This is a genomic window from Methylobacterium guangdongense (assembly GCF_038442355.1).
GTDB classification, from domain to species: Bacteria; Pseudomonadota; Alphaproteobacteria; order Rhizobiales; family Beijerinckiaceae; genus Methylobacterium; species Methylobacterium guangdongense.
Window position 1 is genome coordinate 28,715 of sequence record NZ_JBBXMX010000027.1, and the last position, 26,061, is coordinate 54,775.

The following is a 26,061-nucleotide window of genomic DNA, read 5'->3' on the forward strand; positions in this document are numbered from 1 at the left end:
CGGACATAAAGGCTTCGCCAAGGCAATCACGGGTAATCGCTCGCGAGCGAACAAGTAGCAGCGGGGTTTGTAGGGAGATCTGAGGAAATAAAAATCGCAAACTTTTAATCTGTAGGTCCTGGGTTCGAGTCCCAGCGCGCTCACCACGTTATCCAAGACTTGCAATACGTTAGACGCGCTGGCCGCTGCGGCCATCCTGTGTCTGAGGATCGGGAGGCTGTGTCCTGACCCATGGCCAAAGGGCCCCGGCATCTTCGGAGCGTGACCGGAGGGCGCAGGGAGCGGAGAGGGATAAAGAGTCGACGTATGCGCGATCCCGAGGTCAGCATCAGGTTCTTCCTTGGGGGAGAGCCGTGGGGCGCCCGCTTCTGGCGGCAGGTCCCGCGCCAAGGCGAGGAAGTCATGCTGGGCGAGAAAAACGATGTCCGCAGCGCTTACCGGGTGACGCGCGTGGTGTGGGGCGTCGAAGGGCCGGATGAAGAGCTCCTCGGCATTCAAGCCGTCAACATCGAGGTCGAGCCCGTCAGGTAGAATGGTTTGCGTCCGGCGAACTTGACCGGAACAGGTCACGATCGTCCCCCGGAACCCTCAGACTCACGCAGCGCATCATGGCCACAGCAATACCATCCGTCGGCGACCTGCGCCGCAAGTCCGAGGTGTCGGACGACGAGATCGAGGCCGCGACCGCTGCCTATCTCGCGGACGAGTCGGCCAAGCCCTACGCCTTCAAATCCGGCCACACCATCGACGTCGCCAAGGCGATCGCGATGCACCCGCAGACCAGGGCGATCCTCGCCGACGCAGCCATCGAGCCGGGCTTGCGCCGTACGATGGTGAAGACCGCCGTGATCCTGGGCTTTCCGGTTCGGGGATGAGCACGAACGCTGAGCAGCTCCGCGAGCGGCTGGTGGTTCGCCTGGGCGCCTTCATCCAGGGCATCGGCCTGAGCGTCGAGGACGCGCGGCGGATCGTCGAGCGCGCGATCGCCGATGATCCCGATGCGGCCCCCGCCGACATCGAGGCGAAGGCGCGCGCCTGGATGCTGATCGCGTTGTCCTGAAGGACGACGCCGACCCTGTCCTCAACCCCTGAAGCGGTACCGCTCAGGCTACCGTCTGGACGAAGCCAGGCAATTCAGCACGGCAAACCCGTCTGGTGCATCCGGAACCCATCAATCCGGTTCGTGTTGGCCCTCCAACACAAGTGCAAAGGGTTTTGAGATGCGTAAGCTTGTTCTTCTGTCCGCCGTAACGCTGTGCCTCGGAGCAGTCGGTCCGAGCGTCGCGCAGGCCCAGGGTTATGGGTACCGCGACGGCTATGGCCGCGGCTATGATCGCGCTTACGGGCGTCACCGGGACTACGGCTACCGCCGTCACCGCGGCCTCTCGACCGGTGCCGCGATCGGCCTCGGCATCGCCGGCGCAGCGGCTGGAGCAGCGGCAGCGGGCGCGTTCGATCGTGGCGGCCCGGGCTATTACGGCCGCGGATACTGATCGCATTATCGGATCCAGCGAAGCCCGGCCCGTTCATGCGGCCGGGCTTCGTGCGTTCAGGCCAGGCGCTGCCGAATCCAGTCACGCAATGTCGGCCGGACCGCGCGCCGAGCCCGTTTCTCCGCGAAGGCATCGATCCGGATCCGGTCATTCGGCACCTGTCGCAGGAAGCGCTCGGCGATCTCGAAGATCAAAACGTCGGGCCGGACAGCCTCGATGTAGCGCCAGTCGAGGTTGGCCGACCAGATCGCATGAACCTCGGCGAAGGTTTCGGCGAGCATCGCAGTCAGGCGCGCGCCGGGGCTGTAGATGTAAGAATCGCCGAACAGCACGACCCGGCGTGGGTCCGGCGCGGCCTCGTTGCGCATCACGACGCGCGAACCCACGAATAGGCCGCGCGGCCTGATCGCCCGACCACTCTCACGCACTTCAACCAGCGCGTTCGCGTCGATCCGCTCCGCACGACGCTGGAAATCGTACGCGACATATTCTTCGTCGATCGGAGGTCGAAGCTTCTCGCCGAGATCGAAGGTGAAGCGCTCCCGCGCCCGCGTGCCGGAGAAGACATGCGCGGCCTCCGGCGCATCGAGGGCTTCACACAGCGCGCGGTAGGCCGTGAGATAACCCTGATACGTCCAGTGCGTGTCCGTCCTGAGATAGACCGGCTCATCGACCCGCGCGGCGACGAGGGGCGTCAGCAGGTCGACCATTCGGGCTGCGCGATCTCGTTCGAGGAGCCGGGCGAGGCGCATGGCGGGCGGATCGTCAAGGCCCGGGAAGGAACGGCCGAGCGCATCGGGGTAGACGGCGAGCTTGTCGGGTACGACCGCATGAACGTGCCGGATCCCCATGGCATCGAGCCGGCGGCTCCGGCGGGCGATCAGACGTGCCCATCGGCCGAGGATCCGGCGCGAGAGGCGGCTGTCGCCGTAGAAGACTTCCACCTCGCGGGCCCGGCCGACCCAGTACAACCAGCCATCCTGCCCGACGGCCACGCCGTTGCCGCTCGCCATATAAAAATCCGCGCATCCCTCGTGGGGCAGGCCGATTGATCCGGCGCCGCCCATCGGTGGCGTCGACGGAACCGCGATGGATTGCAACCCCTGGCCCATTCGGCGCCCCGCACCCGTCACGGGACGAAAAAGTCCGACCCGGTCCGCGGGGAAAGCAAGCAGACCTTGTCTTGCGGTGATCGACTTGGTCAGGCGAACATCCCGGCCGCGATCAGGACAGGCGGTCAGCAAGACGCTGATGGATACCCTGGTTGGTCGATGACCACCGCCGCATGGACGTTGTGAAACGCCGGGTTGCGGCGGGCTGACACTCCTGGGCCGCCTCGCGCCTCATTCCTGCTCAAGGCTGAACAGCACGCCGGTCGTCCGCTCCTTCCGCCAGACGACCTTGACCGCGTAGCGGACCTTTGCGTCGGCCAGCACCAGATCGAAGGCGTTCTCCACCATGGTCGCGTGGTGACCGAGGAATTCCAGCATCGCGCCGCGATCAGAGATGTTTCTGACCTGGCAGGGAAAGCGCGTCCCATCCGGATTCAGGGCGAAGGCGAGGAGCGCCGTGGGTTTGCGCGGTGTGGAACGTCTCTCCAAATGCCCGCTCAGGGGACTTGCATAGCGGGACATGGCCGAACTTCCTGCCCATGTCGGCCAACATGGCACGAGTTCAGTAAAAATGCGGATGATTTACTAATATGTAATTGACGATCCCGCCTGACGCGTCGCCCTTGTCGCTACGGACAACCGGAGGCGGGGTGAGAGCCTGTCGTGGCGCGGGTTGGTACCGGCCCGATCGCCCGGCGGTTCGGGGAAGGCGCAGATCTACCGCCGATCCGACGGCTGGTTCTCGTCGACAAGGGGCGGCCCTTTTCCGGCTTTCATGAACTGGGCCACGAGCAGGCCGAGCGGGATGGATACCAACGACCAGGTTCTCAGAAACCGCAGGGCTTTCATCGTGCATGCTCCCCGATCCGAGCGGACGGCCGAATCGTCGATTGGCGCCACAAGGGACTTACGCTGCGCGGCGCAATTTGTTCAGACGCGACCCCGCCAGCCCCGACGCTCCTTGCAGGGCATGGCCGATCGCGAGAATCCTGAACCCGCTCTGCGGATCCGTTCCGGCAGAGCAACGCTTGAACCGCTCGAATTGCAAATGAGGGGCAAGCTGTCGTCCAAAGCTTGGCGGCCCCGATTTTGAAATAGGCTTACAAGTTACTTGATAAAATTGGGAGACGACGATGCTTCTGCGTACCGGTCCGATGCCATTGCCGGTCCTCTGTGGTCTGCTCCTGGTGGCGACCGCCGCCGCCGCCGAGGCGCCCGCTCCGGCTTGGCCGCCCAACTTCTCACGCAACGTCCAGGGCACCGGCCTGCCCGGCATCGACGGCGGACACATATTCCTCTGGAACCAGCCGCAGGATTTCGACCCGGCCTCGACGCTGCGAGTCGACCGGCATGTTCCGAACGGATCGGGCGAGCCGACCCATACCTACAAGGCGTTGTGGGCGCTAGGCTCTACCGGACCGCACAATGCCGGCTACGAATGGACGATCACCGGCGAACTGCACAACCGCGCCCTGGCCAGCACAGGTGCTCAGAACGTTGCGGTGAACGGGACGATCTTCAAGGAATCGAACGGGATCGGCCCGGTCGGTCCGTCCTGGGCCGGCAACTTCAACTGCGTGGACATGACCGGCGAGGCCGATCCCGTGGCCTCGTGCATCGGCGCCGAGATCGATGTCTCGGCGCAGTCACCGACGACGGACCGCAACCGTCAGCGGGTCGGTTTGCAGATCTCGACCGGCGGCGTCGCGGGTGCCCATACCGGATACGGCATCCTGATGGGCAATCTTACCGGATCGGTCACCGATCGCGGACTCTCGTTCCAGGGGGAGGGGACTTACGGCATCGGGATCGACGCCGCCGCAGCCCGCTTCACAGGCGTGCCGATCCTGCTGGGTCCGGGGCAGATGATCGGGCTCGATGGCACGCGCGACGGTAATTTCTCGCGCCGATTGGGCTTCGACGGGCGCGATCTGGTGTACGCGGGCGCAGGCGGGACAGCGCTCCGCGTGAGCGATGACGGCCGGGTCGAGGCAGGCTCACTGCGCGAGGCACGACCGCAACCGCCGCGGAGCAGCAGCGATCCGTGTGAACCCGGCGATCATGCGTGGGACGAGGCCTACGAGTATCGCTGCGTGGCCCCCAACCACTGGAAGCGGGCCTCGCTCGGCGATTGGTGAGGCTCGTGCCGGCGGGCGATCAGCGATCGAAAATGCGCACCACCGCGCGGGTGGCCGGATCGACCACCACGATCTTGTCGCCCGGCGCCACGAAGTAGCCGAAGCGGCGCAGGCGCGGATTCGGGGCGTCCGTGAAGGGCGCGAGCCGGACATCCTCAGGCACGATGCTGCCGGGCCGAAGCGGGATCGACCCGACGATCGGGCCGGGGCCGACCGGGCGCCGCACGATGTAGTCCCGCACGACGACGTCATCGTCGGGGCCGAAATCATCGGGGGCGACGATGACGGCCTGCGCGAAGGCCGAGCCGGTGAACAGCGCGGCGAACCCGAGGGCGGCGGCGAGGCTTGCGCGTGTCGACATGTCGGGCTCCGTGGTCAAGGTCGCCGGAAACACGGCCGCACCCTGTTCGGTTCCTCTGCCGACGCGTTCAGCGGCCGGTCTGACTCGCCTCGGTGAACGGCAGCGGCGACCAGCGGGTGATCTGCACGTAACCGTCGAGGGCCGCGATCACGATGTGACGGCGGTGGCGATGCACCACGGCGCCGGCGGCATGCGTGTGCCGCTCCTGCCAGCCTTGGGCCTCCGCGACGTAGATGCGCGTGTCGCCCAGGCGCGCGATCGTCTCGACCGTGCCGAAGGCCCGCACCCGCCGCAGGATCGTGCCGACGTCCTGGCGGAAATCGAGGGTCCGGTCGCCGTCGGTGGCGCGGGGCCAGTAGGAGCCGTCACCCTGCGGCTCCGCCCAGCGCCAGCGGCCGGGCAGGTCCCGGGCCAGCGGCCCGGCGACGAGGCGCCTTGCCGCCATCTGGCACTTGGCCAGGAGGGTCTCGTGCGATTCCTGCGGGCCCAACGGAAATATCTCCTGCGCGAGGATGTCGCCGGTGTCGAAGCCGTCGGCCAGAACGTGGGCGGTCACGCCCCAGGTCTCGTAGCGGTCGAGGACCGCGCGGAACAGCGGATAGGGGCCCCGTCCGATCGGCAGCGGCGAGGGATGGATGTTGAGCCCGTAGGCCGCGCGCCCGCGCCAGCCGCGCACCAGCCAGGGATAGCCCGCCACCACGAGCGCCCAATCCTTGCCGTGGTCGGCCTGGATCGCCTCGATGTCCCGCTCGCGGATCCGGGAGAGCTGAATCGGAATCCGCAGCGTCCGGGCGCGGGCGACCGTCACGTCGTTGTGGTCATAGATGCCGTCGCAGGGCCGGGTGAACAGCTTCACCGGTGTCCAGCCGGCTTCCAGCAGCCCCTCGAAGACGCCGCCCAGGAAATCAATGCCGGCGAACGCGAACTTCATGCTTCCCGCCTGCGACCTTGTGCTTGTGCAGCACCCGAGCCTGCCGCCTGCCCGATGCCGCCTCCGGCCTTACCTAGAGCCGGTGGCGTTGTGTAGCGAGGGTCTGCGCATGCGGCGGGTGATGCGTGACGGCGGGACCGGCCTGATCGGTCTTGCGACTGATTTGCTTCCCGAGGCGGCGGCGCGGATCGCTGGTTGGGGAATCGAGATCGACCGCGGCATCGTTCGGATGCGGGGCTGAGCCGATGCCGGTCAAGCACCGCGCCGCTTCCTGTGGGACGCTGCGCTTCGTCCTCGGCGACCAGCTGACCCGGCGGATTTCGAGCCTGACCGATCTCGATCCCGAGCACGACGTGGTGCTGATGGTCGAGGTGCGGGATGAGGCGACCTATGTTCGCCACCACAAGCAGAAGATCGCCTTCCTGTTCGCCGCCATGCGGCATGTCGCGGCCGAGCTGAAGGCCGAGGGTGTCCGCGTCGACTACGTGCGCCTGACCGACGCCGGCAACACCGGGAGCTTCACCGGCGAGCTGGAACGGGCAATCGTCCGGCACGGCCCGGAACGCGTGGTGGTCACCGAGCCCGGCGAATGGCGGGTCTGGCAGATGATGCAGGACTGGCGCGAAACCCTTGGCGTGCCCGTCGAGATTCGACCCGACAACCGTTTCCTCTGCCCGCGCCAGGATTTTGCCGACTGGGCCGAAGGGCGGCATCAGCTGCGGATGGAAACCTTCTACCGCGGCATGCGCCGCCGCACCGGCCTGCTGATGAATGGCGGAGAGCCGGTGGGTGGGCGCTGGAACTTCGATGCGGAGAACCGCAAGAAGCTGCCCAAGGGGCACCGCCTGCCCGATCGGATCGGCTTCCAGCCGGATGCGCTAACCCGCGAGGTCATCGCCCTGGTCGAACGGGAATTCGCCGATCATTTCGGCGATTGCACCAGCTTTTCCTGGCCCGTCACGCGCGCCGACGCCCTCTCGGCCCTCCGGCATTTCATCGACACCTGCCTGCCGACCTTCGGCGACTATCAGGATGCCATGAAGACGGGTGCGCCGTTCCTGTATCACGCGCTGATCTCGCCGGCGCTGAATGCCGGCCTGTTGACGGCCGAAGAGGTTTGTCGGGTTGCCGAGCGGGCGTTTCGCGAGGGCGCTGCGCCGCTCCACTGCACGGAGGGGTTCATCCGCCAGATCCTGGGCTGGCGGGAATATGTGCGCGGCCTCTACTGGGCGCGGATGCCCGAGTATCGGGACACGAACGCGCTCAAGGCCCACCGGGCGTTGCCGTGGTTCTATTGGTCGGGCGAGACCAAGCTCAACTGCATCGCCCAGGTCGTCGCCGACACGCGGGCCCATGCCTACGCCCACCACATCCAGCGCCTGATGGTAACGGGCAACTTCGCCCTGATCGCGGGTCTCGATCCCGCGCAGGTCGAGGACTGGTATCTGATCGTCTTCGCAGATGCCTACGAGTGGGTCGAACTGCCTAACGTGCACGGCATGGTGCTGTGGGCGGATGGCGGCGTGATGGGCTCGAAGCCCTATGCGGCCTCGGGTGCCTATATCGACCGGATGTCGGATTACTGCGGATCCTGCGCGTATGACGTGGAGGTCAAGGCGGGTCCGGCGGCATGCCCGTTCAACTACCTGTACTGGAACTTTCTGATCGAGAACGAAGAGAAGCTGGCGGGAAACCCACGCATGACGATGCCGTACAGAACCCTGCAGGGTTTCGGGGACAAGCGACGCGCCGAGATCCGCCGCGACGCGACGGCGTTTCTCGGTTCGCTCGCAAGTGAGCCGCAAGCGCCTCACAAGGGCGACCAGACGCAGAGGGCCAGATAGGGGGCGAGGGAGCGCCGGTCGGTCTCGCCCTGAAGGCCGGCTGCGATCCGGAAGCTGTAGTCGCCGAGGGCGAAGTCCGTCGCGTGCAATCCGAAAGCGAATTTCTTGAAGCCGGACGCGTCCGTGTACAGGCTCGCTTCAGGGCCGATGTAGGGACCCCAGAGACGCAGGCCCCAGGCGATACGGGCCCAGACGCTGTCGCGTGCAGTCCCGGCGATCACGGTTCCCTGGACCAGCGTTTCTTCCGTCGGGCGGGCCCAGATCTCGCCATGCAGGCGGAAGCCCAGGCGCGTGGGCATCAGGCTCGACCCGGTCCGGTCTGCCAGCATCTGCGTCGTCAGCTCCGAGCCCGCGGAGACGGCAGCCACGCCCCACTCGAACAATTACTGGTAGCCGACCGTGATCGCTCCGAGGGCCGTGTAGCGCTCGTGCCGACCATCCGGACCACGCTCCCGTTGTCGGCCGAGCCCGAGACTCATCAGCGCGACCGCGCCATCGCCCTTGAGCGTCGGCAGACCGATCTTTGCCCCAGCCGTCAGGAAGGTGGTGGCCCCCGCGTCGAGGCTGCTGAACAGCAGCGTATCGAGCTCGCCGGCGCGTGGGGTATCGAGCTCGCCGGCGCGTGGGGTATCGAAGTAACCGCAGCAGCAGAACATTACAGCAGCGGCGCAAGTGAAAAGGCCGCTGTGCCCAGCGTTGATCATGTGCGAATCGTGGAGCTTTCGCCTCGGATCACGATAAGATTGGGCAAAACGCCGTTGGAGTCGAATCCATAGACTGCGGAACTTCTGAGAGCATACTTGGGGTGTGCGCAGAAGAATTGGCAACTCTTCGAGCTGATCTCGCCATTCCAGCGCAAGGACGTCGTGCCACGCCGTGGGTTGAACCGTCCGCCTGCCGGCACCGGGCTTTCGGCGACCCGCGGCCGTCCCGTCGCACGGCCGCCGTGCTTGGCGTGCCACCGGTTCTCGGCTAGAGCCCCCGCGGGAAAGCGAAGGTTGGCGGATCCTTGACCTCCGGTGCACGAACGTCGGACGTCCTTACCGTGTTGGCGAGCCAGGAAGGCGAGCGCCTCACCGTAGGGGACATCGTCGCAGTTCTGCGGGATCGCGCCTTCGCGCTGCTCGTGGTGCTGCTCGGCTTGCCGAACTGCCTGCCGATGCCGCCGCCGATCCCCCTGATCTGCGGCCTGCTGTTGCTGCTGGTGGCGATCCAGATCGCGGCCGGCATGTCGGCGCCCTGGCTGCCGCGGATGCTGCTCGGCCGCTCCATCGCGCTGGCCGATGTCCGTCGTGCCGTCACGCGCGCGGTGCCGATCCTGCGGCGCCTGGAGCGCTGGTCGCGTCCGCGCCTGAGCGTGTTCGAGACCGCGCTCGGCATGCGCGGCATGGGCATCGCGCTGCTGGCCCTGGCGCTCGCTCTCATCGTGGCCGCGCCCATCGTCGGGCAGATCCCGCTGGGCCTCGCCGTCTGCCTCGTAGGCCTCGGCCTCGTCGAGCGCGACGGCATCGTGGTGATGGGCGGCCTCGTCATCGGCCTGTTCGGCGTCGCGATCAACGCAGGCTTCGCCTACGCGGTCATCGCCGGGATCCTGAGCCTCCTGAACGTCTGGTAACGCGGGTCGGAGCGTCGTCGCGTCTCAGAGGCGGTAGCGGATCTGATCGGTCCAGAAGCGCTCCAGGCGGCCGAGCGCCTGGTTGAGCCGGCCGAAGTCGTCGTCCGAGATGCCGCCGATCGGGGCGATCGTGCGGGCGTGCTTGTCGTACAGGCCCTGGATGATCTCGTGCACCTGCCGGCCCTTGTCGGTGAGGCTGATCCGGACCGAGCGGCGATCGGTCTTCGACCGGGCGTGGTGCAGGTAGCCGGCCTCGACGAGCTTCTTGACGTTGTAGGAGACGTTGGAGCCGAGATAGTAGCCCTTGGTCCGGAGTTCGCTCGCGGTGAGCTCCTTGTCGCCGATGTTGTACAGGAGCAGGGCCTGGACGCTGTTGACGTCCTCGCGGCCGCGGCGCTCGAACTCGTCCTTGATCACGTCGAGGAGCCGGCGGTGCAGGCGCTCCACCAAGTGGAGGGCCTCCAGATAGGAGCCCTTGCCGGGCGCGGCCTCGTCGGCGGTTTCGATCGTCGTGGCCCGGGCGCTCTGCGTCTTCATCTCTGCCTCGCCGTCAGTTGTTGCGGTATCCGTTCAATGCGGTGCCGCTGATGATGGCTAAGCTACCGCTCGGGAATGAAAGGCGATTTAAGCGACAGGATGAATTGCCGATTTACGCTTTGAGGTAAAGATAAACTGAAGCGAAGATCAGAACGGTTCGTTCACCGTGCTTCCCGGGCGGCCAGCCAGGAGAGCAGGAAGTACAACAGTACGACGCAGCCCCCGAATACGAGAAGCGAGAGCGGCATCGGCAGGAGTTGCGGGGTCAGGACCGCCAAGGTCATGGCGGAGGTGACGGCCAGCAGCCAGATGACGCCGCCCCAGGCGCTGGTCAGCCACAGGCCAATCGCGGCCGCGGCATCGACAACCGCGAAGTAGACGATCGCGGCCTGCCTGCCGAACGGCTCGGCCTCGAACGGGCGCGCGCCGGGGACGACGTCGAGGATGGTCGCCCAGGACGCGACGCTCTTCAGGAGCCAGACCAGCGCCGTGATCCGCATGAACCAGATGAGCGCCGTATCCCAGGTCCCGGGGGACGGGCCCTGCGCGCGCTCGATCCGGTCGGTCGGGATCTCGCCGGGACGCGGCATCTTGCGTCGGATCGGGAAGGAGCCCGGCACTACGGCACGCTCGGGACGGGGAGGGGCCGGTACATGATCGAGTCCGCGCTGCTGATCGGATCGGGAAGGCTGGGTTGAAGCGGTTTGGCGAGTCTGCGTCAACGGTCGGGTTTCGCCGGCTCGTCGCCGTGTGCTAGTCCGGCGCCTCCGGCGCACCTGCGCCGAGCGATCCGCGGCGCCGGCCGCGCGAACGGTAGCGAAGCCGCATGTCAGACACCTTGCCCGAGCCGCGTCCCATCGCCCTGGAGGCCGCCCGGGAGGGCGCCCGGGTCGAGGGCTTGAAGATCACCCAGCGCCCGCGCCGCAACCGCAAGGCCGAGTGGTCGCGCCGCCTCGTCCGCGAGCATACGCTCACGGTCGACGATCTGATCTGGCCGATGTTCGTCATCGACGGCTCGGGGCGGCGCGAGCCCATCGCCTCGATGCCGGGCGTCGAGCGGCTGTCGGTGGACGAGATCGTGCGCGACGCGGAGCGGGCGGCCCGGCTCGGGATCCCGGCGGTGGCCTTCTTCCCGTTCACCGAGGCGTCGCTGCGCGATCCGACGGGTTCGGAGGCGCTCAACGCCAACAACCTCGTCTGTCAGGCGGTGCGCGCCGTGAAGCGCGCGGTCCCCGAGGTCGGCATCATGACCGACGTCGCGCTCGATCCCTATACCAGCCACGGCCATGACGGGCTCATGCGGGACGGGGCGATCCTCAACGACGAGACCGTCGCGATCCTGGTGGAGCAGAGTCTCGTCCAGGCCGAGGCCGGGGCCGACATCATTGCGCCCTCCGACATGATGGACGGGCGGGTCGGCGCGATCCGGGCCGGGCTCGACAAGGCCGGGTTCCTCGACGTGCAGATCATGGCGTATGCCGCGAAGTACGCGAGTGCCTTCTACGGTCCGTTCCGCGACGCCATCGGCACCAAGGCGGCCCTGATCGGCGACAAGCGCACCTACCAGATGGATCCGGGCAACTCGGCCGAGGCCCTGCGCGAGGTGCGTCTCGACCTCGACGAGGGTGCCGATTCGGTGATGGTGAAACCGGGCCTGCCCTATCTCGATATCATCCGCCGGGTGCGGGACGAATTCCAGGTTCCGACCTTCGCCTATCAGGTGTCGGGCGAGTACGCGATGATCGAGGCGGCCGCCCGGAACGGATGGCTCGACGGCGACCGGGCGATGGTCGAGGCGCTGCTGGCCTTCAAGCGCGCGGGCGCGGACGGCGTCCTCACCTATCACGCCCCGCGCGTCGCCGAGCGCCTGCGCAACCATCCGTGAGGCCGGCGCATCGCTGGCTGCTCGCGGCGGCGAGTGCGGCCGGCTTCCTCGGCGGACTCGCCACCTGCCAGGACACCCTGCGGCGCGAGCGGGTCGCCACCTGCCGTCGGGCCCTGCCGGCCATCGCACCGCAGGCCGGCATCCGCCTGCTGCGGGCGGCCCCGGGGCCGGCTGCCGATATGGTCCGGGTCGATTATCTCGACGGCAACCAGCAGCACTGGCTGACCTGCCGCTTCGATGCGGGCTCGACGCTCCTGGCGCTCGCCACCGAGAGCCGCAGCCTGTCGGGGCCCGCCCTCTACATGCTGCGGCGCTTCTACCTCGATACGCCCGACGCGGCGGCGGGCGATCCGGCCTCGCACTGAACGGGCTCGCCCCGCGAACACCTCTTGCGGCCCCGGCGGATCGCCACCACTTCTTGCCGCGCAGCCTCGCTTGCAGGACGCGACATGATGCAGAACCCCCAACCCGGCTACGCACCGCGCTTCGACGCGCCCGGCTACGCCACCGCGCTGCCCGTGCCCTTCGTGCGGGCGAGCCTCGGCGCCCGTGCCGTGGCCTACCTCCTCGACATCCTGTTCATCTTCGGCTTCACCGTGCTGCTGACGCTGCTGATCACGGTCGTCGGCGTCGTGACCTTCGGGCTCGGCTGGACGCTGTTCGCGGTCCTCCCGGCGAGCGGCATCATCTACAGCGCGATCACGGTCGGCGGTTCGCGGCAGAGCACGATCGGGCAGAGGCTGATGGGTCTGCGCGTCGTCGCGCCGGAGAGCGGCGCGCGGGTCGACATCATCACGGCGGCGGTCCACGCGCTCCTGTTCTACGTGGCCATCTCGACCTTCCTGCTCTGGTGCGTCGACGTCGCGTTCGGCCTCGCTCGGTCCGACCGGCGGCTCGGTCACGACCTGTTGTTGGGTCTTGCGGTCATCCACGCCCGCTGAGGTCGCCGTGTCGCGGTGAAAATTGCGCAGAGCGGCGGCCGAGGCCATTGAGCCCCGGCGTTGCGCCTGTACATTGGTGTGCCGGCGCCGACAGGAAGCACCCGGTGCAGGGTCAATCAGCAGCGTGACCAGCCACCCGCGCGACACACCGCAATTCTATCTGACAGCGCCCTCGCCCTGTCCCTACCTGCCGGGGCAGGAGGAGCGGAAGGTGTTCACCCACCTCGTCGGGCGGCGTGCCCGCGACCTCAACGAGATCCTGACGCAGGGCGGTTTCCGCCGCTCGCAGACGATCGCGTATCGCCCCGCCTGCGAGACCTGCCGCGCCTGCATCTCGGTCCGCGTCGTGGTCGACGAATTCGAGCCGAGCGCGAGCCAGCGGCGCATCCTCGGCCGCAACGCCGACTGGGTCGGGACACCGGAACCGAACCGGCCGGCCTCCGAGCAATACGCTCTGTTCCGCCGCTACCTAGATGCCCGCCACGGCGATGGCGGCATGGTCGACATGACGGTGCTCGACTACGCCATGATGGTCGAGGACAGCCATGTCGACACACACCTCGTATCCTACCGGCGCCACGGGCCGGATACGGCGATCACGGGGCGGGGGTCCGGCCCGCCGCTCGCCTTCTGCCTGACGGACGTCCTCGCCGACGGCCTGTCGATGGTCTACTCGTTCTACGACCCGACGGAGGCGTCCCGCTCGCCGGGCACGTTCATGATCCTCGATCACATCCTCCGGGCCCGGCGCCTCGGACTGCCGTACCTGTACCTCGGCTACTGGGTCGAGGGTTCGCGCAAGATGGACTACAAGTCGCGCTTCCTGCCCCAGGAGCGTCTGATGGGCCAGGGCTGGGTCCGGGCGGACTGATCTGCCCGGGCGAAGCGGTCCGCGCATGCCCGATCCGCATTGAGCGGGCAGGGCAGCGCGTGCTACCGGCCTCGAACCCGTTCCAGACCGCGCCGAGGCCCCATGATCCCCCGCTACAGCCGCCCCGCGATGACGGCGATCTGGTCGCCCGAGAGCCGCTTCCGGATCTGGTTCGAGATCGAGGCCCACGCCACCACGGCCCTTGCCGAGATCGGCGTCGTCCCGAAGGCGGCCGCCGAGACCGTCTGGGCCAAGGGTCGGGACGCGGTGTTCGACGTCGCCCGCATCGACGCGATCGAGGCGGTGACCAAGCACGACGTGATCGCGTTCCTGACCCACCTGTCAGAGATCGTCGGCCCCGAGGCGCGCTTCGTCCACCAGGGCATGACCTCGTCGGACGTGCTCGACACCTGCCTCAACGTGCAGCTCGTGCGGGCCGCCGACATCCTGATCGCGGATGTGGACGCGCTGCTCGACGCCCTGAAGGCCCGGGCGTTCGAGCACAAGATGACGCCGACCATAGGCCGCTCGCACGGCATCCACGCCGAGCCCGTGACCTTCGGGCTGAAGCTCGCCCAGGCCCACGCCGAGTTCCAGCGCAACCGCCGTCGTCTGGTGGCGGCCCGGGAGGAGGTCGCCACCTGCGCGATCTCGGGCGCCGTCGGCACCTTCGCCAACATCGATCCCCGGGTCGAGGTCTACGTGGCCGAGAAGATGGGCCTGACGGCCGAGCCGGTCTCCACCCAGGTCATCCCGCGGGATCGCCACGCGCAGTTCTTCGCCACGCTGGGTGTCGTCGCCTCCTCGCTGGAGCGCCTGGCCATCGAGATCCGCCATCTCCAGCGCACCGAGGTGCTGGAGGCGGAGGAATTCTTCTCGGAGGGGCAGAAGGGCTCCTCGGCGATGCCGCACAAGCGCAACCCGGTGCTGACCGAGAACATCACGGGCCTCGCCCGGATGGTCCGCGGCTACGTCACCCCGGCGCTGGAGAACGTCGCCCTCTGGCACGAGCGCGACATCTCGCACTCTTCCGTGGAGCGCATGATCGGCCCCGACGCCACCGTGACCCTCGACTTCGCCCTGGCGCGGATGACCGGGGTGATCGAGAAGCTGCTGGTCTACCCAGCCAACATGCAGAAGAACCTCGACCGGCTCGGCGGCCTCGTCCACTCGCAGCGGGTGCTGCTGGCGCTCACGCAGGCCGGCGTCTCGCGGGAGGATGCCTATCGCCTCGTCCAGCGCAACGCGATGCCGGTCTGGCGCGGGGAGGGCGACTTCCTGGCGCTTCTGAAGGCGGATTCCGAGGTCACCGCCGCGCTCTCGCCGGCGCAGATCGAGGAATGCTTCGATCTCGGCTATCACTTCAAGCACGTGGACACGATTTTTGCGCGGGTCTTCGGCGCGGCCTGACAGCGCCGCACGATTCTTGCTTCAGGCCAGCGACGAACACAGGAAGGCTGCCCGTGACCGCTCCTCGCACCGTCTACCTAAACGGCGAATTCCTCCCCTTCGAGCAGGCGCGCGTGCCGATCATGGACCGCGGCTTCCTGTTCGCCGACGGGATCTACGAGGTCTCGGCGATTCTCGACGGCAAGCTCGTCGACAACGCCGCTCACCTCGCGCGCCTTGACCGGTCTCTGGGCGAGATCGGCATACGGAACCCACACGACGCGGCCGGCTGGGAGCGGTTGCAGACGGAGCTGGTCGCCCGCAACGGCGTCACCGAGGGCCTCGTCTACATGCAGGTGACGCGCGGCGTAGCCGAGCGCGATTTCGCCTTCCCCAAAGGCGATGTTGCGCCGACCGTCATGATGTTCACGCAGGCCAAGACGGTGCTGGCCAACCCGTTGGCCGAGACCGGCGCTCGCGTGATCACCGTCGAGGACCTGCGCTGGAAGCGGCGGGACATCAAGTCGGTTGCCCTGCTGGCCCAGGTGCTGGCCAAGCAGCAGGCGGCCGAGGCCGGGGTCGCGGAGGCCTGGATGGTGGAGGATGGGGCGGTGACCGAAGGGTCCTCGTCCACAGCGTTCATCGTCAGCCGCGAGCGTGTGCTCGTTACCCGGCCGCTCTCGACGGCGCTCTTGCCCGGCATCACCCGCGCTTCGGTACTGCGCCTCGCGCAGGAAGCCGATCTGCGGATCGAGGAGCGGCTGATCACGGTCGCGGAGGCCTACGAGGCGCAGGAGGCGTTCTACACCAGCGCCTCGGCCTTCGTGATGCCGGTGGTCGAGATCGACAACGGGACGATCGGCGAGGGCCGTCCCGGCCCGCTCACCCGGCGCCTGCGCGAACTGTACATCGCGGCCGCGCGCCAGGGCTGAGAAGCCCCGCGCCCGAGCCTGGAAGCGGCTCCGTACCGGAACGGATGCCGCCTCCGGCTGTTCCTCCCCAAAATCCGATCATCGAGGGGAGAGTGACAGTGCCGAAGAATTTCCTGTTCGCCATGCTGGCCGCGATCGTGCTGGCGGGCCCCGCCTACGCGCAGAATCCCGATGCCCCGCTGAAGGGCCGCGACACGGATCCGGCCCTGCCGCCGGCAACCCAGACGCCGGCTGAGCGCGTCCGCCCGAGCGCGGATGCGCCGCCGAAGGATCAGACGCTCAGCGACAAGCTTCAGCAGAATGACGGGGTGATCAAGCCGCCCGCCAATGGAACCACCGGAACGGTGGTGAAACCGGATCAGTCCGGTTCCATGCCGGTGATCAAGCCCAGCGAACTGCCGGGGCGCACCCCGGGAACCGAGGCGAAATAGTCCGTCCGGACCGGATAACGGGAGCGCCATGCGGGCGCATTGCTTGATTTCGCTGCCCGGATCGCGGAAACGGCTGACGACGTGCGCCGCCTGCACCCGTGGGTGGCGCCGTCCCGGTTTCCGTCGCGGGTAAGCAGGCAGACATGGCCAACGTCGTCGTTGTGGGCGCCCAGTGGGGCGACGAGGGCAAGGGGAAGATCGTCGACTGGCTCTCCGAGCAGGCCGACATCGTGGTCCGGTTCCAGGGCGGGCACAATGCCGGCCACACGCTGGTCATCGACGGTGTGACCTACAAGTTGGCGCTGCTGCCCTCAGGCGTCGTCCGCGGCGGCAAGCTCTCGGTGATCGGCAACGGCGTGGTGGTCGATCCCTGGCACCTCGTGGACGAGATCGAGCGGATCAAGGCGCAGGGCGTCGAGGTTTCGCCCGCTTCCCTGCGAATCGCCGACAACGCCACGCTGATCCTGCCGCTCCACCGCGAGCTCGATCATTTCCGTGAGACCGCCAATGCCGGCCTCAAGATCGGCACCACCAAGCGCGGCATCGGGCCGGCCTACGAGGACAAGGTCGGGCGCCGGGCGATTCGCGTCGTCGATCTCGCCGATCCGGAGGCGTTGCCCGCCAAGATCGAGCGCGTTCTGACCCACCACAACGCCCTGCGCCGCGGCCTTGGGATCGACGAGGTGAACGCCGAGGCGCTGCTCGCCGAGCTGAAGGCCATCGCCCCGAAGGTCCTCCCTTACGCCGATACCGTCTGGTCGCTGCTCGACGAGGAGCGCCGAGCCGGCAAGCGCATCCTGTTCGAGGGCGCGCAGGGCGCGTTGCTCGACGTCGATCACGGCACCTATCCCTTCGTCACCTCGTCGAACATCGTGGCCGCGCAGGCCGCGACGGGGTCGGGCCTCGGCCCGGGGGCGATCGGCTACGTGCTCGGCATCGCCAAGGCCTACACCACCCGGGTGGGCGAGGGGCCGTTCCCGACCGAGCTGTTCGACGAGATCGGCGAGACCATCGGAAGCCGTGGACGGGAGTTCGGCGTCAATACCGGGCGCAAGCGTCGCTGCGGCTGGTTCGACGCCGTGCTGGTGCGCCAGACGGTGCGGACTTCCGGCATCCACGGCATCGCGCTGACCAAGCTCGACATCCTCGACGGCTTCGAGGAGATCCGCGTCTGCACGGGGTACATGCTGGACGGCGAGGCGATCGACCACCTTCCGGCGAGCCAGGCCGCGCAGGCCCGCGTCGAGCCGGTCTACGAGGTGATCCCGGGCTGGTCCGAGACCACGGCGGGCGCCCGATCCTGGGCCGATCTGCCCGCGCAGGCGATCAAGTATGTCCGCCGCATCGAGGAATTGATCGGCGCCCCTGTGGCGCTGCTCTCGACATCGCCGGAGCGCGACGACACGATCCTCATGCACAACCCATTCGAGGATTGACGTCACGCACGCTATCCCGTTGACGACGCACCAGTTTGGCCCTTCCGCCCATATCCACACCGTGCCGGCGTGATCTAGAACGGAAACGCGGCTCGACGCGCGGCTTCGCGGCGGGCGGGCAGCGACAGGACGACCAGCGCGCGGCCGCAGCCGCGGGCAGCGGGAACACGACATCACCGGCCGAGGGCCGCGACCGATCCTGCCGGAACGGCCGCGTCCCTCGGCTCCCGGCCATCGACCGGCGCGCCGGCCGGCGGCCGTAGGGGGCGGATCAGGGGCACATGGCCGATTACTACCCGCTTCTGGCACGCGCACTCGATGCGCTGCCGGATCGAACGCCCGCCCTGCGCAAGGCGGTCTATGATCGCGCGCGCAACGCCCTGATCAGCCAGCTTCGATCCCTCGATCCGCCGCTGTCCGAGGCCGATATCGACCTCGAACGCCGGGCATTGGATGCGGCCATCGAGCGGCTCGAGGTGGATCACGGGGGGCTTCCGGCGCCGGCCAACGATGCCGCCCTGGCGGCCGGCCCAGAACCCCTTCCTGCTGCAATGGTGCCGGAGCCGTCGCCGCCCGAGACGGTCGCCGAGCCTGCGCTCCCTCCCGCCAGTGCGCCCTTCGCATCGCGCTACGAGCCGCCGGTGATCGCACAGGAGCCCGGAGCGGAGCCGCGCGAGGCTCCGATTCCGATTGCCCCGCCGCGGCCGGGTTCGCCCCAGCCGACCGTCGCGGAGCCTGGCGAGCCCGCCGAGTTTGCACCGTCGGCAGACGATCCCGATCTTGCCGCCGCGGCCCTGGATGCCGGCAACGGTCGGCAGCGACCGCGCATCGAGGTGGTGCCGCCGCGAGCTGGCCGCTCACGGTTGCTGCGCAACATCTTCGTCGGCGGCATGCTGGCGGTGGTCATCGCCATGATCGCCGTCGCGGCCTTCCTGCTCCGGGACCGACCCCAGATCCTCCCGTCGAGCGGCATGGAGACGGCCGACACGCAGCAGCCCGAAGCGGACACCAAGTTCGGCGACCGCGTCGGCGGCGATGCGGCGGCGCCGGCTCCGCGCGCCCAACCGCGTTCCGAAAGCGCCGCGCCGCCACGTGCGACGGCCCCGTCCACGGAGCCCACGGTCTCGGTGGCTCAGCGGGCCGAGCTGATCGAGGAGGTGGGTACCCCCGAGAATGCGCAGCCGACGCTGTTGACCGGCCGGGTGACGTGGCGGCTCGACACGGTCAACGGGGATCAGGGACAGCCGCTCCAGAACGCCGTGGTGGCCACGGTGACGATCCCTGACGCGGGCCTCACCCTGGTCATGACGATCCAGCGTAATCTCGATTCGACCCTGCCGGCCTCGCACACCGTGAACCTGACCTTCAGCGAGACCGGGACCGGGAGCGCGCGCACGGTTCAGGACGTCGGCCTGCTCCAGGCGAAGGACGACCAGAACGCCCGCGGTTCACCCGTGTCCGGGCTTCCGGTCCGTGTCCGGGACAATCTGTTCCTGATCGGCCTCTCGTCGCTGCCGAACGATGTCGAGCGCAACACGGACCTTCTGCTCCACAAGAACTGGTTCGATCTGGCGATCCGCTACACGTCCGGCCGGCGCGCGGTGCTGACCTTCGAGAAGGGATCGACGGGCGCCCAGGTGATGCAGAACGCGTTCGCGGCTTGGCAATAAGGCCCGAACGACGGGCGGGCGCTCGATGAAGGCACCCGCCCCGTGGCGTCAGTGCGCTTCGATGCCCGTGCGGGGCAGCTCGCGGCTGGCGATGTTGCGCTTGACCGCCTCCTGAACCTTCTCGAAGGCCCGGACCTCGATCTGCCGCACGCGCTCGCGCGAGACGCCGAACTCGCCCGACAGATCCTCCAGCGTGATCGGATCCTCGGCGAGGCGCCGCGCCTCGAAGATGCGGCGCTCGCGCGGATTGAGCACCCCGAGGGCGTCCCGTAGGGCCGAAAGGCGGTTCTGCCCCTCCTGCTCGCGCGCCAGCACGGTCTCCTGGCTGGGCGAATTGTCCACCAGCCAATCCTGCCACTCGCCCTCGCCCTCCTCGCGCAGGGGCGCGTTGAGCGACGTGTCGCCGGACAGGCGGCGATTCATGTCGATCACGTCCTGCTCGGGTACGCCGAGGCGCGTGGCGATCTGCTTCACCTGATCGGGCTTGAGATCGCCCTCGTCGAGGGCCGAGATCTTGCCCTTGGCCTTGCGCAGGTTGAAGAACAGCTTCTTCTGGTTGGCGGTGGTGCCCATCTTCACCAGGGACCACGAGCGCAGGATATATTCCTGAATGGCCGCCTTGATCCACCACATGGCGTAGGTGGCGAGCCGGAAGCCCTTGTCGGGATCGAAGCGCTTGACCGCCTGCATCAGGCCGACATTGCCTTCGGACACGACTTCGCCGATCGGCAGGCCGTAGCCGCGATAGCCCATGGCGATCTTGGCGACGAGACGCAGATGCGAGGTCACGAGGCGATGCGCGGCCTCACGGTCACCGGCGTCCCGCCAAGCCTTGGCCAGCGTGAACTCCTCCGTCGGCTCCAGCATCGGGAACTTGCGGATCTCATCGAGGTAGCGCGACAGGCCACCTTCGTTGGCGAGCACGGGCAGCGTACCGGCCATGACATTCTCCTGGACCTAGTCCCCCTGACGGGCGGACGCGACGGGCAACAGTGCCGTCCACTCGGGCCGCTCTTGAGCCGACCCTGCCGGCCACCCATCTCATCCGGGTCGCCGGGAGCCGATCGCGATCGAGGACACCCACGTCGTCATCAACGCGCAATCGGCCAAATCGGATCGTACCATGGCACGATGTGACGCGGTACGGGGTGATGTTTCGCACGCCGTCAGCGGCGGGTTACAGGGCGCGATCGTCCGCTGTACCCCCGCGCAGCCGCGCCACCAGCGCGGTCATGTCCGGCGGCAACGGGCTCTCGAATCGCAGCGTCGCGCCGGTCCGCGGGTGGCTGAAACCGAGCATGGCAGCGTGAAGCGCTTGCCGCCCTAGGGCCGATAGGGCGGCGCGTGCATCGGGCGGGAGGCGTGCCGCCTTGGTGCGGAATCCCCCGCCATAGACCGGGTCGCCCAGGAGCGGGTGGCCGGAATGCGCCATGTGCACGCGGATCTGGTGCGTCCGCCCGGTCTCCAGCCGACATTGGACGAGGGCGGCCTCCGGATAGGCTTCCGCCACAGCGTAATGCGTGACGGCATGGCGCCCGGACTCGTCCGAGACAACCGCGATCTTCTCCCGATGGTAGCGGGAGCGTGCCAGGTTCGCGCGGATCGTACCGGTGCGGGGCTGTGGCAGACCCCAGACCACAGCCGCGTAGGCGCGTTCCAATGGCCCGGTGCGGCCGTGGTCGGCGAACTGGGCGGTGAGGCCCTGATGCGCCGCATCGTTCTTGGCGACGACGATCAGGCCACTCGTGTCCTTGTCGAGGCGATGGACGATGCCGGGCCGCCGCACGCCACCAATTCCCGACAGGCTCGCCCCGCAATGGGCGATCAGCGCATTTACCAGGGTTCCGCTCTCGTGCCCGGGGGCCGGATGCACCACCAGACCGGCCGGCTTGTCGATGACGATCAGGTCATCGTCCTCGTAGACGATCGGCAGATCCGCGGCCTCGGCCGCCGGTTCGGCCGGCATCGGTGGGGGCAGGGTGAGAAGGAGGCTGGCACCGGCCCCGACCTTCGAGGCCGGATCACGGATCGGCACGCCGTCCCGGCTCACGTGACCGGTGCGGATGAGATCCTGCAATCGGGCCCGCGACAGATCCGGAAACAGGGCCACCAGCGCGCGGTCGAGTCGAGCGCCGCCCTCGGCGACGATGCCGACGCGTTCTGCGTTGTTTTTATCCACCACGACCCCGATTCGCCGCCCGATCCGCTTTGCCGACGCGATTTTCCTGGGAAGGCTCTTGCTCCCCCGGCGGGTCGTGGCTATAGCACCCCCGCGCCGCCGGAAAGCTCCCATCGTCTAGCGGTCTAGGACGTCGCCCTCTCACGGCGAAAACAGGGGTTCGATTCCCCTTGGGAGCGCCATCACTTTTGCAGGTGCATCACTACCCATCACGGGCAGCGACTTGCTGACGATTAGGAAATCGTAAGCCGTATTGGTGTTTCCGGATCCCGGCCCATGAGGCCACGGCGCCGTCGCGTGTCTCTTCACTCGGTTGCTAGCTTTCGAACGATTTAAAATCGGACGCGCGCTGCCCAGCTTGGTGACGGGTTGCCGCCGTCCGCCACGAACCCTCGCAAACGGCAACGCGTCGCGGCACGGCCTCAGCCAGGGAGGTCGGGGCCGGCCGGATCCCCTGGGGGAACATCGGGACCGGGATTGGATCTGTCGGTGTCGGTCGGGCGCTCGTCCGGAGCCGATGGCTCGTCAGCACCGAGGGGGCGCTCGCGGGGCCGCAGTTCCGGCTTCCGCGGTTCGTCGCCGTCCGGCGCCATGCCACATTGAATCGCCCGCGGTCTGCAAAACCCGAAATCGTGCGCAGGAGCCGGGCGGGGTGAGGGCGAACTCCCTCGCCCGACTCCTGGATCACCCCACACGCCTCGGGCAGACAGCGTTGGAGCGATAGGTGGCGCCCAAAGGGGCGTTGAAGGAGTGTTGGGCCTCACGCCGATGCGCCCAAATCCTGAAGCAGGCGGTCGCGGGCCCGGCTGACGCGGCTCTTCACGGTACCGGCTGGACAGCCGATCACGACGGCCGCCGCTTCGTAGGAAAGGCCCTCGACGGCGACCAGTACAAGCGCCTCCCGGTGTGCAGGGTCCAACCGGCTGATGGCAGCCTGCAGATCGCGGAGCTGGAGCGCATGATCCTGTCGGGCCGGTTCGGCCAGGACGGCGGCATATGCGCCATCGGGATCGGGCAGTTCGCGACTGCGCTTGCGCCGCCCGTTGATGAAGGTGTTGCGCAAAATCGTGAACAGCCATGCCACCAAGCTGGTCCCAGGCTGGAAACGGCCGCGGTGCTCCCAAGCCTTCAAAAGTGTGAACTGGACCAGATCGTCGGCCTCGTTGCCGTCGAACGTCAGGGACAGTGCGTAGCGGCGCAGCCGCGGAACCAAGCTGATCAAGTCGTCCTTGAAGGCACCCGGAAGGTGTCGGTTCGCATCGCCCGCATCGAGTGCAATCGACAGGCGTTCCAACACCGCACCAAGAGGCGAGCGCGGATCAATCTCAGCAACTTCTGGGTAGTATTGGCGCAGCCTCTGTCCCAGCTCGGCATGGACAAAAGTATGAAGAGCGCCGGTGCCGTCGGCCCCGGCTGGCAGTTCGTCGACGGGTCGCATGTCAGAATCGGCAGTTGCCATGAATGGTCATCCCCTCTGCTGCGCATGTCCCGCCTTCAGAGAGGTTGCGACTTATCTCTGGTCCTTATCGACGGCGTCAATGATGCGTGTATACCAGTGAAAAGTTCGCCGTGACTGGAACCCGCTTGCGCGCAATCCGTTTGAGCCCGTGCGCCGCCAAGACGGTGCGTAGCGAAGGGAACCGGATCGGTCGTGACGGCGGGCGTGGACAGGCATGAACTCCAGCAGATCATCGCCGGCCTGAGCGAGGGCGTGATCCTGGTCGAGCCCGACCAGACCATCGCGTATGCCAACGAGGCAGCACTCGCGATGCATGGTGTTCGGACGCTCGACGAGCTTGGCCCGACGGTGGACGCCTATCGTGATCGCTTCTCGCTGCGATACCGCAATAACAACCGGCCCAATCATTACCCGATCGAGCGCGTCGTGAATGGCGAGACCTTCCACGACGTGGTGGTCGAGGTGAAGCGCGCCGACCGGCCGGATATCGATTACGTCCATTCCCTGCGGAGCTTGGTCGCCACCGATCATGACGGCAGGCCGAGCTGCCTTGCGCTGATCCTGAAGGACGTCTCGGATCAGTTCGAGGCCGAGGAGCGCTTCGAAGCCACCTTCAACGCAAACCCGGCACCGGCCGTGATCACGCGGCTCTCCGATCTGCGCCATGTGAAGGTGAACCACGGCTTCCTCGAGATGACCGGCTTCACCCGCGACGCCGTGATCGGCCGCAGCGTCTACGAACTCGACGTTCTGGCCAATGCGCGCAATCGCGACTTGGCGGTTTCGCGGCTGCACGAGGGCGGGACGATCCCGCAGATGGAGGCCTGCCTCGACCTGCCCGAAGGGGGCTCGCGCTTCGTGATCGTGGCCGGCCAGCCGATCGAGCTGGGTGAGGCGCCGTGCATGCTGTTTACCTTTGCCGACCTGGATCTGCGCCGGAAAGCCGAGACGGCCCTGCGCCACAGCGAGGCGCGCTTCGCCACGGCGTTCCGCATGACGCCGGTGCCGACCGTCCTGGCGCGGGCGAAGAATTTCTGTGTGACCGGCGTCAATGAAGCCTTCGGACGCGTCTTCGGCTTCGGTCAGGACCAGATCGTCGGGCGCAGCCTCGATGAGGCTGGTCTGTGGATGAAGGAGGCCCAGCGCGCGGGCTTTGAGACCGCCCTGGCCGGCAGCGGCTTCGTGCTCGGCGTCGAAGTTTGCCTGCGCCACCAGAGCGGGAGCGGCCTCGATTGCCTGGTCTCGGCCGAGCGGGTCACCATCGACGACACCGAGTTCGTCCTGATGGTGCTGCAGGACATCACCGATCGCAAGCACACCGAGCGGGAACTGTTCGACGCGATCGAGGCGGTGATGGCCGACACCTCCTGGTTCAGCCGCGGCCTGATCGAGAAGCTCGCCAATTTGCGTCGTCCCGGGCGGGACAACGCGGATGGATCGACGCCGAACCTGACGGTGCGCGAGCGGCAGATCCTTAACCTGATCTGCTCCGGCCTCGGCGACGACGCGATCGCGCGAAAGCTGAGTTTGTCCCGCAACACGGTGCGTAACCACGGTGCCGCGCTCTACCGCAAATTGGGCATCCATAAACGCAGCGAAGCCGTGATCTGGGGCCGGGAGAATGGCTTTCCGCTGAACTCTCATGATGGGAAATGACTACCGTACCAGTACAAATCGATCATTGAACGGTCGGGTTGGCAGCACATCTTCGCAGCAGCAATCGTGATCGGACCGAAGGCATGCGCCGATGGCCCAGAACGAGGACCGCGACGCGGGGAACCCTTCGACGGCGTCGGCGAAGGAGGCCATCGGCAAGCTGACCAGCGACGGTCGGACGGTGACCGAGGGGCAGCGCGAGAGGCGCGAGGCCAAGCCGAGGGGCGGTGCCAAGTTCAAGCGGCGAGCGGCAGAACTCTGATCACGCCGCTGCGGACCACTTCTACAAACGGGAGAACGACATGGTTGATACGGATCGGATCACGGGGTCTGCGAAGGAACTGGGCGGCAAGGTCCAGAGCGCGGTCGGCGATCTCACCGGATCGCACCGCCATTCCGCGGAGGGACGCGTCCGTCAGGCGGAGGGCGTGGCGGAGAACGTCTACGGCCAGGCGAAGGACGGCCTCCGGGACGCGGCCGATGCGGCCTACGACTTCGCCGAGGACGCCTATGAGCGCGGCGGCCACGTCCTGCGCCGGGGCACCCGCGACGTGAGCCATCAGGTTGCAGAATACCCGCTCGCGTCGCTGCTCATCGCCGGCGCCGTCGGTTTCGGCCTCGCACTGCTGGTCAACGCGACCCGCGACTGAGTCTCACCACCGTTCGACGAACCCTGAACCGGAGTAAAAGCGTGACCAGCATCCAGACCGTTGCAACACCGACCGTCGCCGAGGCGCAAGCCGACACGCGCGCCGTCCTGCTGAAGCAAGTGTCATGGGGCGCGATCTTTGCCGGCGCGGTAACGGCGCTGGTGACGCAGGTGATCGTCAACCTCGTCGGGGTCGGCGTGGGGCTGGCCTCGGTCGGCACCCAGGCCGCCGACAATCCCTCCGCCTCGACCGTGTCGATGGGCGCGGGCCTGTGGTTCGTCGGCTCGGGCATCGTCGCCTCACTGGCCGGCGGCCTGATCGCCGGCCGCCTCTCGGGCAAGCCCCTGCCGGGCGCGGCCGCGCTGCACGGGCTGGTCTCCTGGGCTTTGACCACGCTGGTCGTCCTGTACCTGCTCACCTCGGCCGCCAGCGGCCTGGTCGGCGGCACGCTCAGCACGGTCTCGGGCGCGCTCGGCGGGGCGGGCAACCTCGTGGGCGGCACCATCCAGACGGCGGCCCAGGCGGCCGCGC

At 67.7% G+C, this 26,061-nt stretch carries 31 protein-coding genes, 2 tRNA genes and 1 pseudogene; 23 read left to right on the forward strand and 11 right to left on the reverse strand.

Going from position 1 to position 26,061, the window contains the following annotated elements; genetic code table 11:
* Nucleotides 1-72 precede the first annotated feature (72 nt).
* The 5 genes from AAHG09_RS28220 to AAHG09_RS28240 all read left to right on the forward strand — a co-directional run bounded on the left by AAHG09_RS28220 (nt 73) and on the right by AAHG09_RS28240 (nt 1,493).
* Nucleotides 73-146, forward strand: a tRNA-Lys gene (locus AAHG09_RS28220).
* A gap of 160 nt (nt 147-306) precedes the next feature.
* Complete coding sequence (locus tag AAHG09_RS28225; RefSeq protein WP_342111036.1) at nt 307-531, forward strand: hypothetical protein; 225 nt, start codon at nt 307-309, stop codon at nt 529-531.
* Between the two features lie 77 nt (nt 532-608).
* Complete coding sequence (locus AAHG09_RS28230; protein ID WP_342111038.1) at nt 609-875, forward strand: hypothetical protein; 267 nt, start codon at nt 609-611, stop codon at nt 873-875.
* Complete coding sequence (locus AAHG09_RS28235) at nt 872-1,060, forward strand: hypothetical protein (protein ID WP_342111040.1); 189 nt, start codon at nt 872-874, stop codon at nt 1,058-1,060. Before AAHG09_RS28230 ends, AAHG09_RS28235 begins: the two co-directional genes overlap by 4 nt.
* A 160-nt stretch (nt 1,061-1,220) precedes the next feature.
* On the forward strand, nt 1,221-1,493 hold the full coding sequence (locus tag AAHG09_RS28240; RefSeq protein WP_342111042.1) for a hypothetical protein: 273 nt from the start codon (nt 1,221-1,223) through the stop codon (nt 1,491-1,493).
* Nucleotides 1,494-1,549: 56 nt separating this feature from the next.
* Here AAHG09_RS28240 and AAHG09_RS28245 read toward each other — a convergent pair whose 3' ends face one another.
* Nucleotides 1,550-2,506, reverse strand: a complete 957-nt coding sequence (locus tag AAHG09_RS28245; protein WP_342111044.1) for an alginate O-acetyltransferase AlgX-related protein — start codon at nt 2,504-2,506, stop codon at nt 1,550-1,552.
* 330 nt (nt 2,507-2,836) lie between these two features.
* Entirely contained in the window at nt 2,837-3,127 is a 291-nt protein-coding gene (locus tag AAHG09_RS28250) for a PilZ domain-containing protein (RefSeq protein ID WP_342111046.1), read from the reverse strand.
* 665 nt (nt 3,128-3,792) lie between these two features.
* Between AAHG09_RS28250 and AAHG09_RS28255 the strand changes: the two genes are divergently transcribed.
* Nucleotides 3,793-4,743 (forward strand): hypothetical protein, encoded by a 951-nt coding sequence (locus AAHG09_RS28255; RefSeq protein WP_342111048.1) that lies wholly within the window; start codon nt 3,793-3,795, stop codon nt 4,741-4,743.
* 19 nt (nt 4,744-4,762) lie between these two features.
* Here the strand turns inward: AAHG09_RS28255 and AAHG09_RS28260 are convergent, their stop codons facing one another.
* Nucleotides 4,763-5,104 (reverse strand): hypothetical protein, encoded by a 342-nt coding sequence (locus AAHG09_RS28260; RefSeq protein WP_342111049.1) that lies wholly within the window; start codon nt 5,102-5,104, stop codon nt 4,763-4,765.
* 67 nt (nt 5,105-5,171) lie between these two features.
* Nucleotides 5,172-6,035, reverse strand: a complete 864-nt coding sequence (locus tag AAHG09_RS28265) for a methionyl-tRNA formyltransferase (RefSeq protein ID WP_342111050.1) — start codon at nt 6,033-6,035, stop codon at nt 5,172-5,174.
* Between the two features lie 109 nt (nt 6,036-6,144).
* Here AAHG09_RS28265 and AAHG09_RS28270 point away from each other — a divergent pair, with 109 nt between their 5' ends.
* Entirely contained in the window at nt 6,145-6,276 is a 132-nt protein-coding gene (locus AAHG09_RS28270) for a hypothetical protein (RefSeq protein ID WP_342111052.1), read from the forward strand.
* 4 nt (nt 6,277-6,280) lie between these two features.
* The gene (locus AAHG09_RS28275; protein WP_342111054.1) at nt 6,281-7,879 is read left to right on the forward strand and encodes a cryptochrome/photolyase family protein; all 1,599 of its coding nucleotides are present in this window, start codon (nt 6,281-6,283) and stop codon (nt 7,877-7,879) included.
* Here the strand turns inward: AAHG09_RS28275 and bcsS are convergent.
* Both bcsS and AAHG09_RS28285 read right to left on the reverse strand, forming a co-directional pair.
* Complete coding sequence (gene bcsS / locus AAHG09_RS28280) at nt 7,846-8,247, reverse strand: cellulose biosynthesis protein BcsS (RefSeq protein WP_342111056.1); 402 nt, start codon at nt 8,245-8,247, stop codon at nt 7,846-7,848. The two genes, AAHG09_RS28275 and bcsS, sit on opposite strands and share 34 nt — an antisense overlap.
* A gap of 15 nt (nt 8,248-8,262) precedes the next feature.
* Nucleotides 8,263-8,583, reverse strand: a complete 321-nt coding sequence (locus AAHG09_RS28285; RefSeq protein ID WP_342111058.1) for a hypothetical protein — start codon at nt 8,581-8,583, stop codon at nt 8,263-8,265.
* A 305-nt stretch (nt 8,584-8,888) separates the two neighbouring features.
* Between AAHG09_RS28285 and AAHG09_RS28290 the strand changes: the two genes are divergently transcribed.
* Nucleotides 8,889-9,494 (forward strand): exopolysaccharide biosynthesis protein, encoded by a 606-nt coding sequence (locus AAHG09_RS28290; protein ID WP_342111059.1) that lies wholly within the window; start codon nt 8,889-8,891, stop codon nt 9,492-9,494.
* Between the two features lie 24 nt (nt 9,495-9,518).
* Here AAHG09_RS28290 and ldtR read toward each other — a convergent pair whose 3' ends face one another.
* The gene (ldtR, locus tag AAHG09_RS28295; RefSeq protein ID WP_342111060.1) at nt 9,519-10,031 is read right to left on the reverse strand and encodes a transcriptional regulator LdtR; all 513 of its coding nucleotides are present in this window, start codon (nt 10,029-10,031) and stop codon (nt 9,519-9,521) included.
* Between the two features lie 161 nt (nt 10,032-10,192).
* Nucleotides 10,193-10,621: a DUF6163 family protein gene (locus AAHG09_RS28300; protein WP_342111061.1), complete on the reverse strand. Its 429-nt coding sequence runs from the start codon at nt 10,619-10,621 to the stop codon at nt 10,193-10,195.
* 236 nt (nt 10,622-10,857) lie between these two features.
* Here AAHG09_RS28300 and hemB point away from each other — a divergent pair, with 236 nt between their 5' ends.
* From hemB to AAHG09_RS28345, 9 genes are all read left to right on the forward strand, one after another.
* The gene (gene hemB, locus AAHG09_RS28305) at nt 10,858-11,916 is read left to right on the forward strand and encodes a porphobilinogen synthase (RefSeq protein WP_342111063.1); all 1,059 of its coding nucleotides are present in this window, start codon (nt 10,858-10,860) and stop codon (nt 11,914-11,916) included.
* Nucleotides 11,913-12,281: a hypothetical protein gene (locus AAHG09_RS28310; protein WP_342111065.1), complete on the forward strand. Its 369-nt coding sequence runs from the start codon at nt 11,913-11,915 to the stop codon at nt 12,279-12,281. The genes hemB and AAHG09_RS28310 overlap by 4 nt, the downstream gene beginning before the upstream one ends.
* An 87-nt stretch (nt 12,282-12,368) precedes the next feature.
* On the forward strand, nt 12,369-12,857 hold the full coding sequence (locus tag AAHG09_RS28315) for an RDD family protein (protein WP_342111095.1): 489 nt from the start codon (nt 12,369-12,371) through the stop codon (nt 12,855-12,857).
* 124 nt (nt 12,858-12,981) lie between these two features.
* A complete protein-coding gene (locus AAHG09_RS28320; RefSeq protein WP_342111067.1) occupies nt 12,982-13,728 on the forward strand; it encodes an arginyltransferase in 747 nt (248 codons plus the stop codon).
* 102 nt (nt 13,729-13,830) lie between these two features.
* On the forward strand, nt 13,831-15,138 hold the full coding sequence (purB, locus tag AAHG09_RS28325; protein WP_342111069.1) for an adenylosuccinate lyase: 1,308 nt from the start codon (nt 13,831-13,833) through the stop codon (nt 15,136-15,138).
* 53 nt (nt 15,139-15,191) lie between these two features.
* Nucleotides 15,192-16,049: a D-amino-acid transaminase gene (locus AAHG09_RS28330; protein ID WP_342111071.1), complete on the forward strand. Its 858-nt coding sequence runs from the start codon at nt 15,192-15,194 to the stop codon at nt 16,047-16,049.
* 98 nt (nt 16,050-16,147) lie between these two features.
* Entirely contained in the window at nt 16,148-16,480 is a 333-nt protein-coding gene (locus tag AAHG09_RS28335; RefSeq protein WP_412760104.1) for a hypothetical protein, read from the forward strand.
* A gap of 143 nt (nt 16,481-16,623) precedes the next feature.
* Complete coding sequence (locus AAHG09_RS28340) at nt 16,624-17,916, forward strand: adenylosuccinate synthase (RefSeq protein ID WP_342111074.1); 1,293 nt, start codon at nt 16,624-16,626, stop codon at nt 17,914-17,916.
* A 281-nt stretch (nt 17,917-18,197) separates the two neighbouring features.
* A complete protein-coding gene (locus AAHG09_RS28345; protein ID WP_342111076.1) occupies nt 18,198-19,586 on the forward strand; it encodes a histidine kinase in 1,389 nt (462 codons plus the stop codon).
* A 48-nt stretch (nt 19,587-19,634) separates the two neighbouring features.
* Here the strand turns inward: AAHG09_RS28345 and rpoH are convergent, their stop codons facing one another.
* Complete coding sequence (gene rpoH, locus AAHG09_RS28350; RefSeq protein ID WP_342111078.1) at nt 19,635-20,528, reverse strand: RNA polymerase sigma factor RpoH; 894 nt, start codon at nt 20,526-20,528, stop codon at nt 19,635-19,637.
* A gap of 235 nt (nt 20,529-20,763) precedes the next feature.
* Nucleotides 20,764-21,768, reverse strand: a complete 1,005-nt coding sequence (locus tag AAHG09_RS28355; protein ID WP_342111080.1) for an RluA family pseudouridine synthase — start codon at nt 21,766-21,768, stop codon at nt 20,764-20,766.
* A 103-nt stretch (nt 21,769-21,871) separates the two neighbouring features.
* Between AAHG09_RS28355 and AAHG09_RS28360 the strand changes: the two genes are divergently transcribed.
* Nucleotides 21,872-21,947, forward strand: a tRNA-Glu gene (locus AAHG09_RS28360).
* Nucleotides 21,948-22,525: 578 nt separating this feature from the next.
* On the opposite strand, the gene AAHG09_RS28365 is transcribed toward AAHG09_RS28360, so the two are convergent.
* Nucleotides 22,526-23,224, reverse strand: coding sequence for a sigma-70 family RNA polymerase sigma factor (locus AAHG09_RS28365; RefSeq protein WP_342111082.1), 699 nt, complete (start codon nt 23,222-23,224; stop codon nt 22,526-22,528).
* A 192-nt stretch (nt 23,225-23,416) separates the two neighbouring features.
* Here AAHG09_RS28365 and AAHG09_RS28370 point away from each other — a divergent pair, with 192 nt between their 5' ends.
* The 4 genes and pseudogenes from AAHG09_RS28370 to AAHG09_RS28385 form a co-directional block, all read left to right on the forward strand.
* Complete coding sequence (locus AAHG09_RS28370; protein WP_342111084.1) at nt 23,417-24,880, forward strand: helix-turn-helix transcriptional regulator; 1,464 nt, start codon at nt 23,417-23,419, stop codon at nt 24,878-24,880.
* Between the two features lie 91 nt (nt 24,881-24,971).
* Nucleotides 24,972-25,142 (forward strand): CsbD family protein, encoded by a 171-nt coding sequence (locus tag AAHG09_RS28375; RefSeq protein ID WP_342111086.1) that lies wholly within the window; start codon nt 24,972-24,974, stop codon nt 25,140-25,142.
* 40 nt (nt 25,143-25,182) lie between these two features.
* The gene (locus AAHG09_RS28380; protein ID WP_342111088.1) at nt 25,183-25,530 is read left to right on the forward strand and encodes a CsbD family protein; all 348 of its coding nucleotides are present in this window, start codon (nt 25,183-25,185) and stop codon (nt 25,528-25,530) included.
* A gap of 41 nt (nt 25,531-25,571) precedes the next feature.
* A pseudogene (locus AAHG09_RS28385) lies at nt 25,572-26,061 on the forward strand (PhnA-like protein); the annotation flags it as partial.

Bases quoted from the DNA above. Each gene is read 5' to 3' on its own strand.
- AAHG09_RS28225 (WP_342111036.1), top strand. From the start codon at position 307: ATGCGCGATCCCGAGGTCAGCATCAGGTTCTTCCTTGGGGGAGAGCCG.
- AAHG09_RS28230 (WP_342111038.1), top strand. From the start codon at position 609: ATGGCCACAGCAATACCATCCGTCGGCGACCTGCGCCGCAAGTCCGAG.
- AAHG09_RS28235 (WP_342111040.1), top strand. From the start codon at position 872: ATGAGCACGAACGCTGAGCAGCTCCGCGAGCGGCTGGTGGTTCGCCTG.
- AAHG09_RS28240 (WP_342111042.1), top strand. From the start codon at position 1,221: ATGCGTAAGCTTGTTCTTCTGTCCGCCGTAACGCTGTGCCTCGGAGCA.
- AAHG09_RS28245 (WP_342111044.1), bottom strand. From the start codon at position 2,506: ATGGCGAGCGGCAACGGCGTGGCCGTCGGGCAGGATGGCTGGTTGTAC.
- AAHG09_RS28250 (WP_342111046.1), bottom strand. From the start codon at position 3,127: ATGTCCCGCTATGCAAGTCCCCTGAGCGGGCATTTGGAGAGACGTTCC.
- AAHG09_RS28260 (WP_342111049.1), bottom strand. From the start codon at position 5,104: ATGTCGACACGCGCAAGCCTCGCCGCCGCCCTCGGGTTCGCCGCGCTG.
- AAHG09_RS28265 (WP_342111050.1), bottom strand. From the start codon at position 6,035: ATGAAGTTCGCGTTCGCCGGCATTGATTTCCTGGGCGGCGTCTTCGAG.
- AAHG09_RS28270 (WP_342111052.1), top strand. From the start codon at position 6,145: ATGCGGCGGGTGATGCGTGACGGCGGGACCGGCCTGATCGGTCTTGCG.
- AAHG09_RS28275 (WP_342111054.1), top strand. From the start codon at position 6,281: ATGCCGGTCAAGCACCGCGCCGCTTCCTGTGGGACGCTGCGCTTCGTC.
- AAHG09_RS28285 (WP_342111058.1), bottom strand. From the start codon at position 8,583: ATGATCAACGCTGGGCACAGCGGCCTTTTCACTTGCGCCGCTGCTGTA.
- ldtR (WP_342111060.1), bottom strand. From the start codon at position 10,031: ATGAAGACGCAGAGCGCCCGGGCCACGACGATCGAAACCGCCGACGAG.
- AAHG09_RS28300 (WP_342111061.1), bottom strand. From the start codon at position 10,621: ATGCCGCGTCCCGGCGAGATCCCGACCGACCGGATCGAGCGCGCGCAG.
- hemB (WP_342111063.1), top strand. From the start codon at position 10,858: ATGTCAGACACCTTGCCCGAGCCGCGTCCCATCGCCCTGGAGGCCGCC.
- AAHG09_RS28315 (WP_342111095.1), top strand. From the start codon at position 12,369: ATGCAGAACCCCCAACCCGGCTACGCACCGCGCTTCGACGCGCCCGGC.
- purB (WP_342111069.1), top strand. From the start codon at position 13,831: ATGATCCCCCGCTACAGCCGCCCCGCGATGACGGCGATCTGGTCGCCC.
- AAHG09_RS28340 (WP_342111074.1), top strand. From the start codon at position 16,624: ATGGCCAACGTCGTCGTTGTGGGCGCCCAGTGGGGCGACGAGGGCAAG.
- AAHG09_RS28345 (WP_342111076.1), top strand. From the start codon at position 18,198: ATGGCCGATTACTACCCGCTTCTGGCACGCGCACTCGATGCGCTGCCG.
- rpoH (WP_342111078.1), bottom strand. From the start codon at position 20,528: ATGGCCGGTACGCTGCCCGTGCTCGCCAACGAAGGTGGCCTGTCGCGC.
- AAHG09_RS28365 (WP_342111082.1), bottom strand. From the start codon at position 23,224: ATGGCAACTGCCGATTCTGACATGCGACCCGTCGACGAACTGCCAGCC.
- AAHG09_RS28375 (WP_342111086.1), top strand. From the start codon at position 24,972: ATGGCCCAGAACGAGGACCGCGACGCGGGGAACCCTTCGACGGCGTCG.
- AAHG09_RS28380 (WP_342111088.1), top strand. From the start codon at position 25,183: ATGGTTGATACGGATCGGATCACGGGGTCTGCGAAGGAACTGGGCGGC.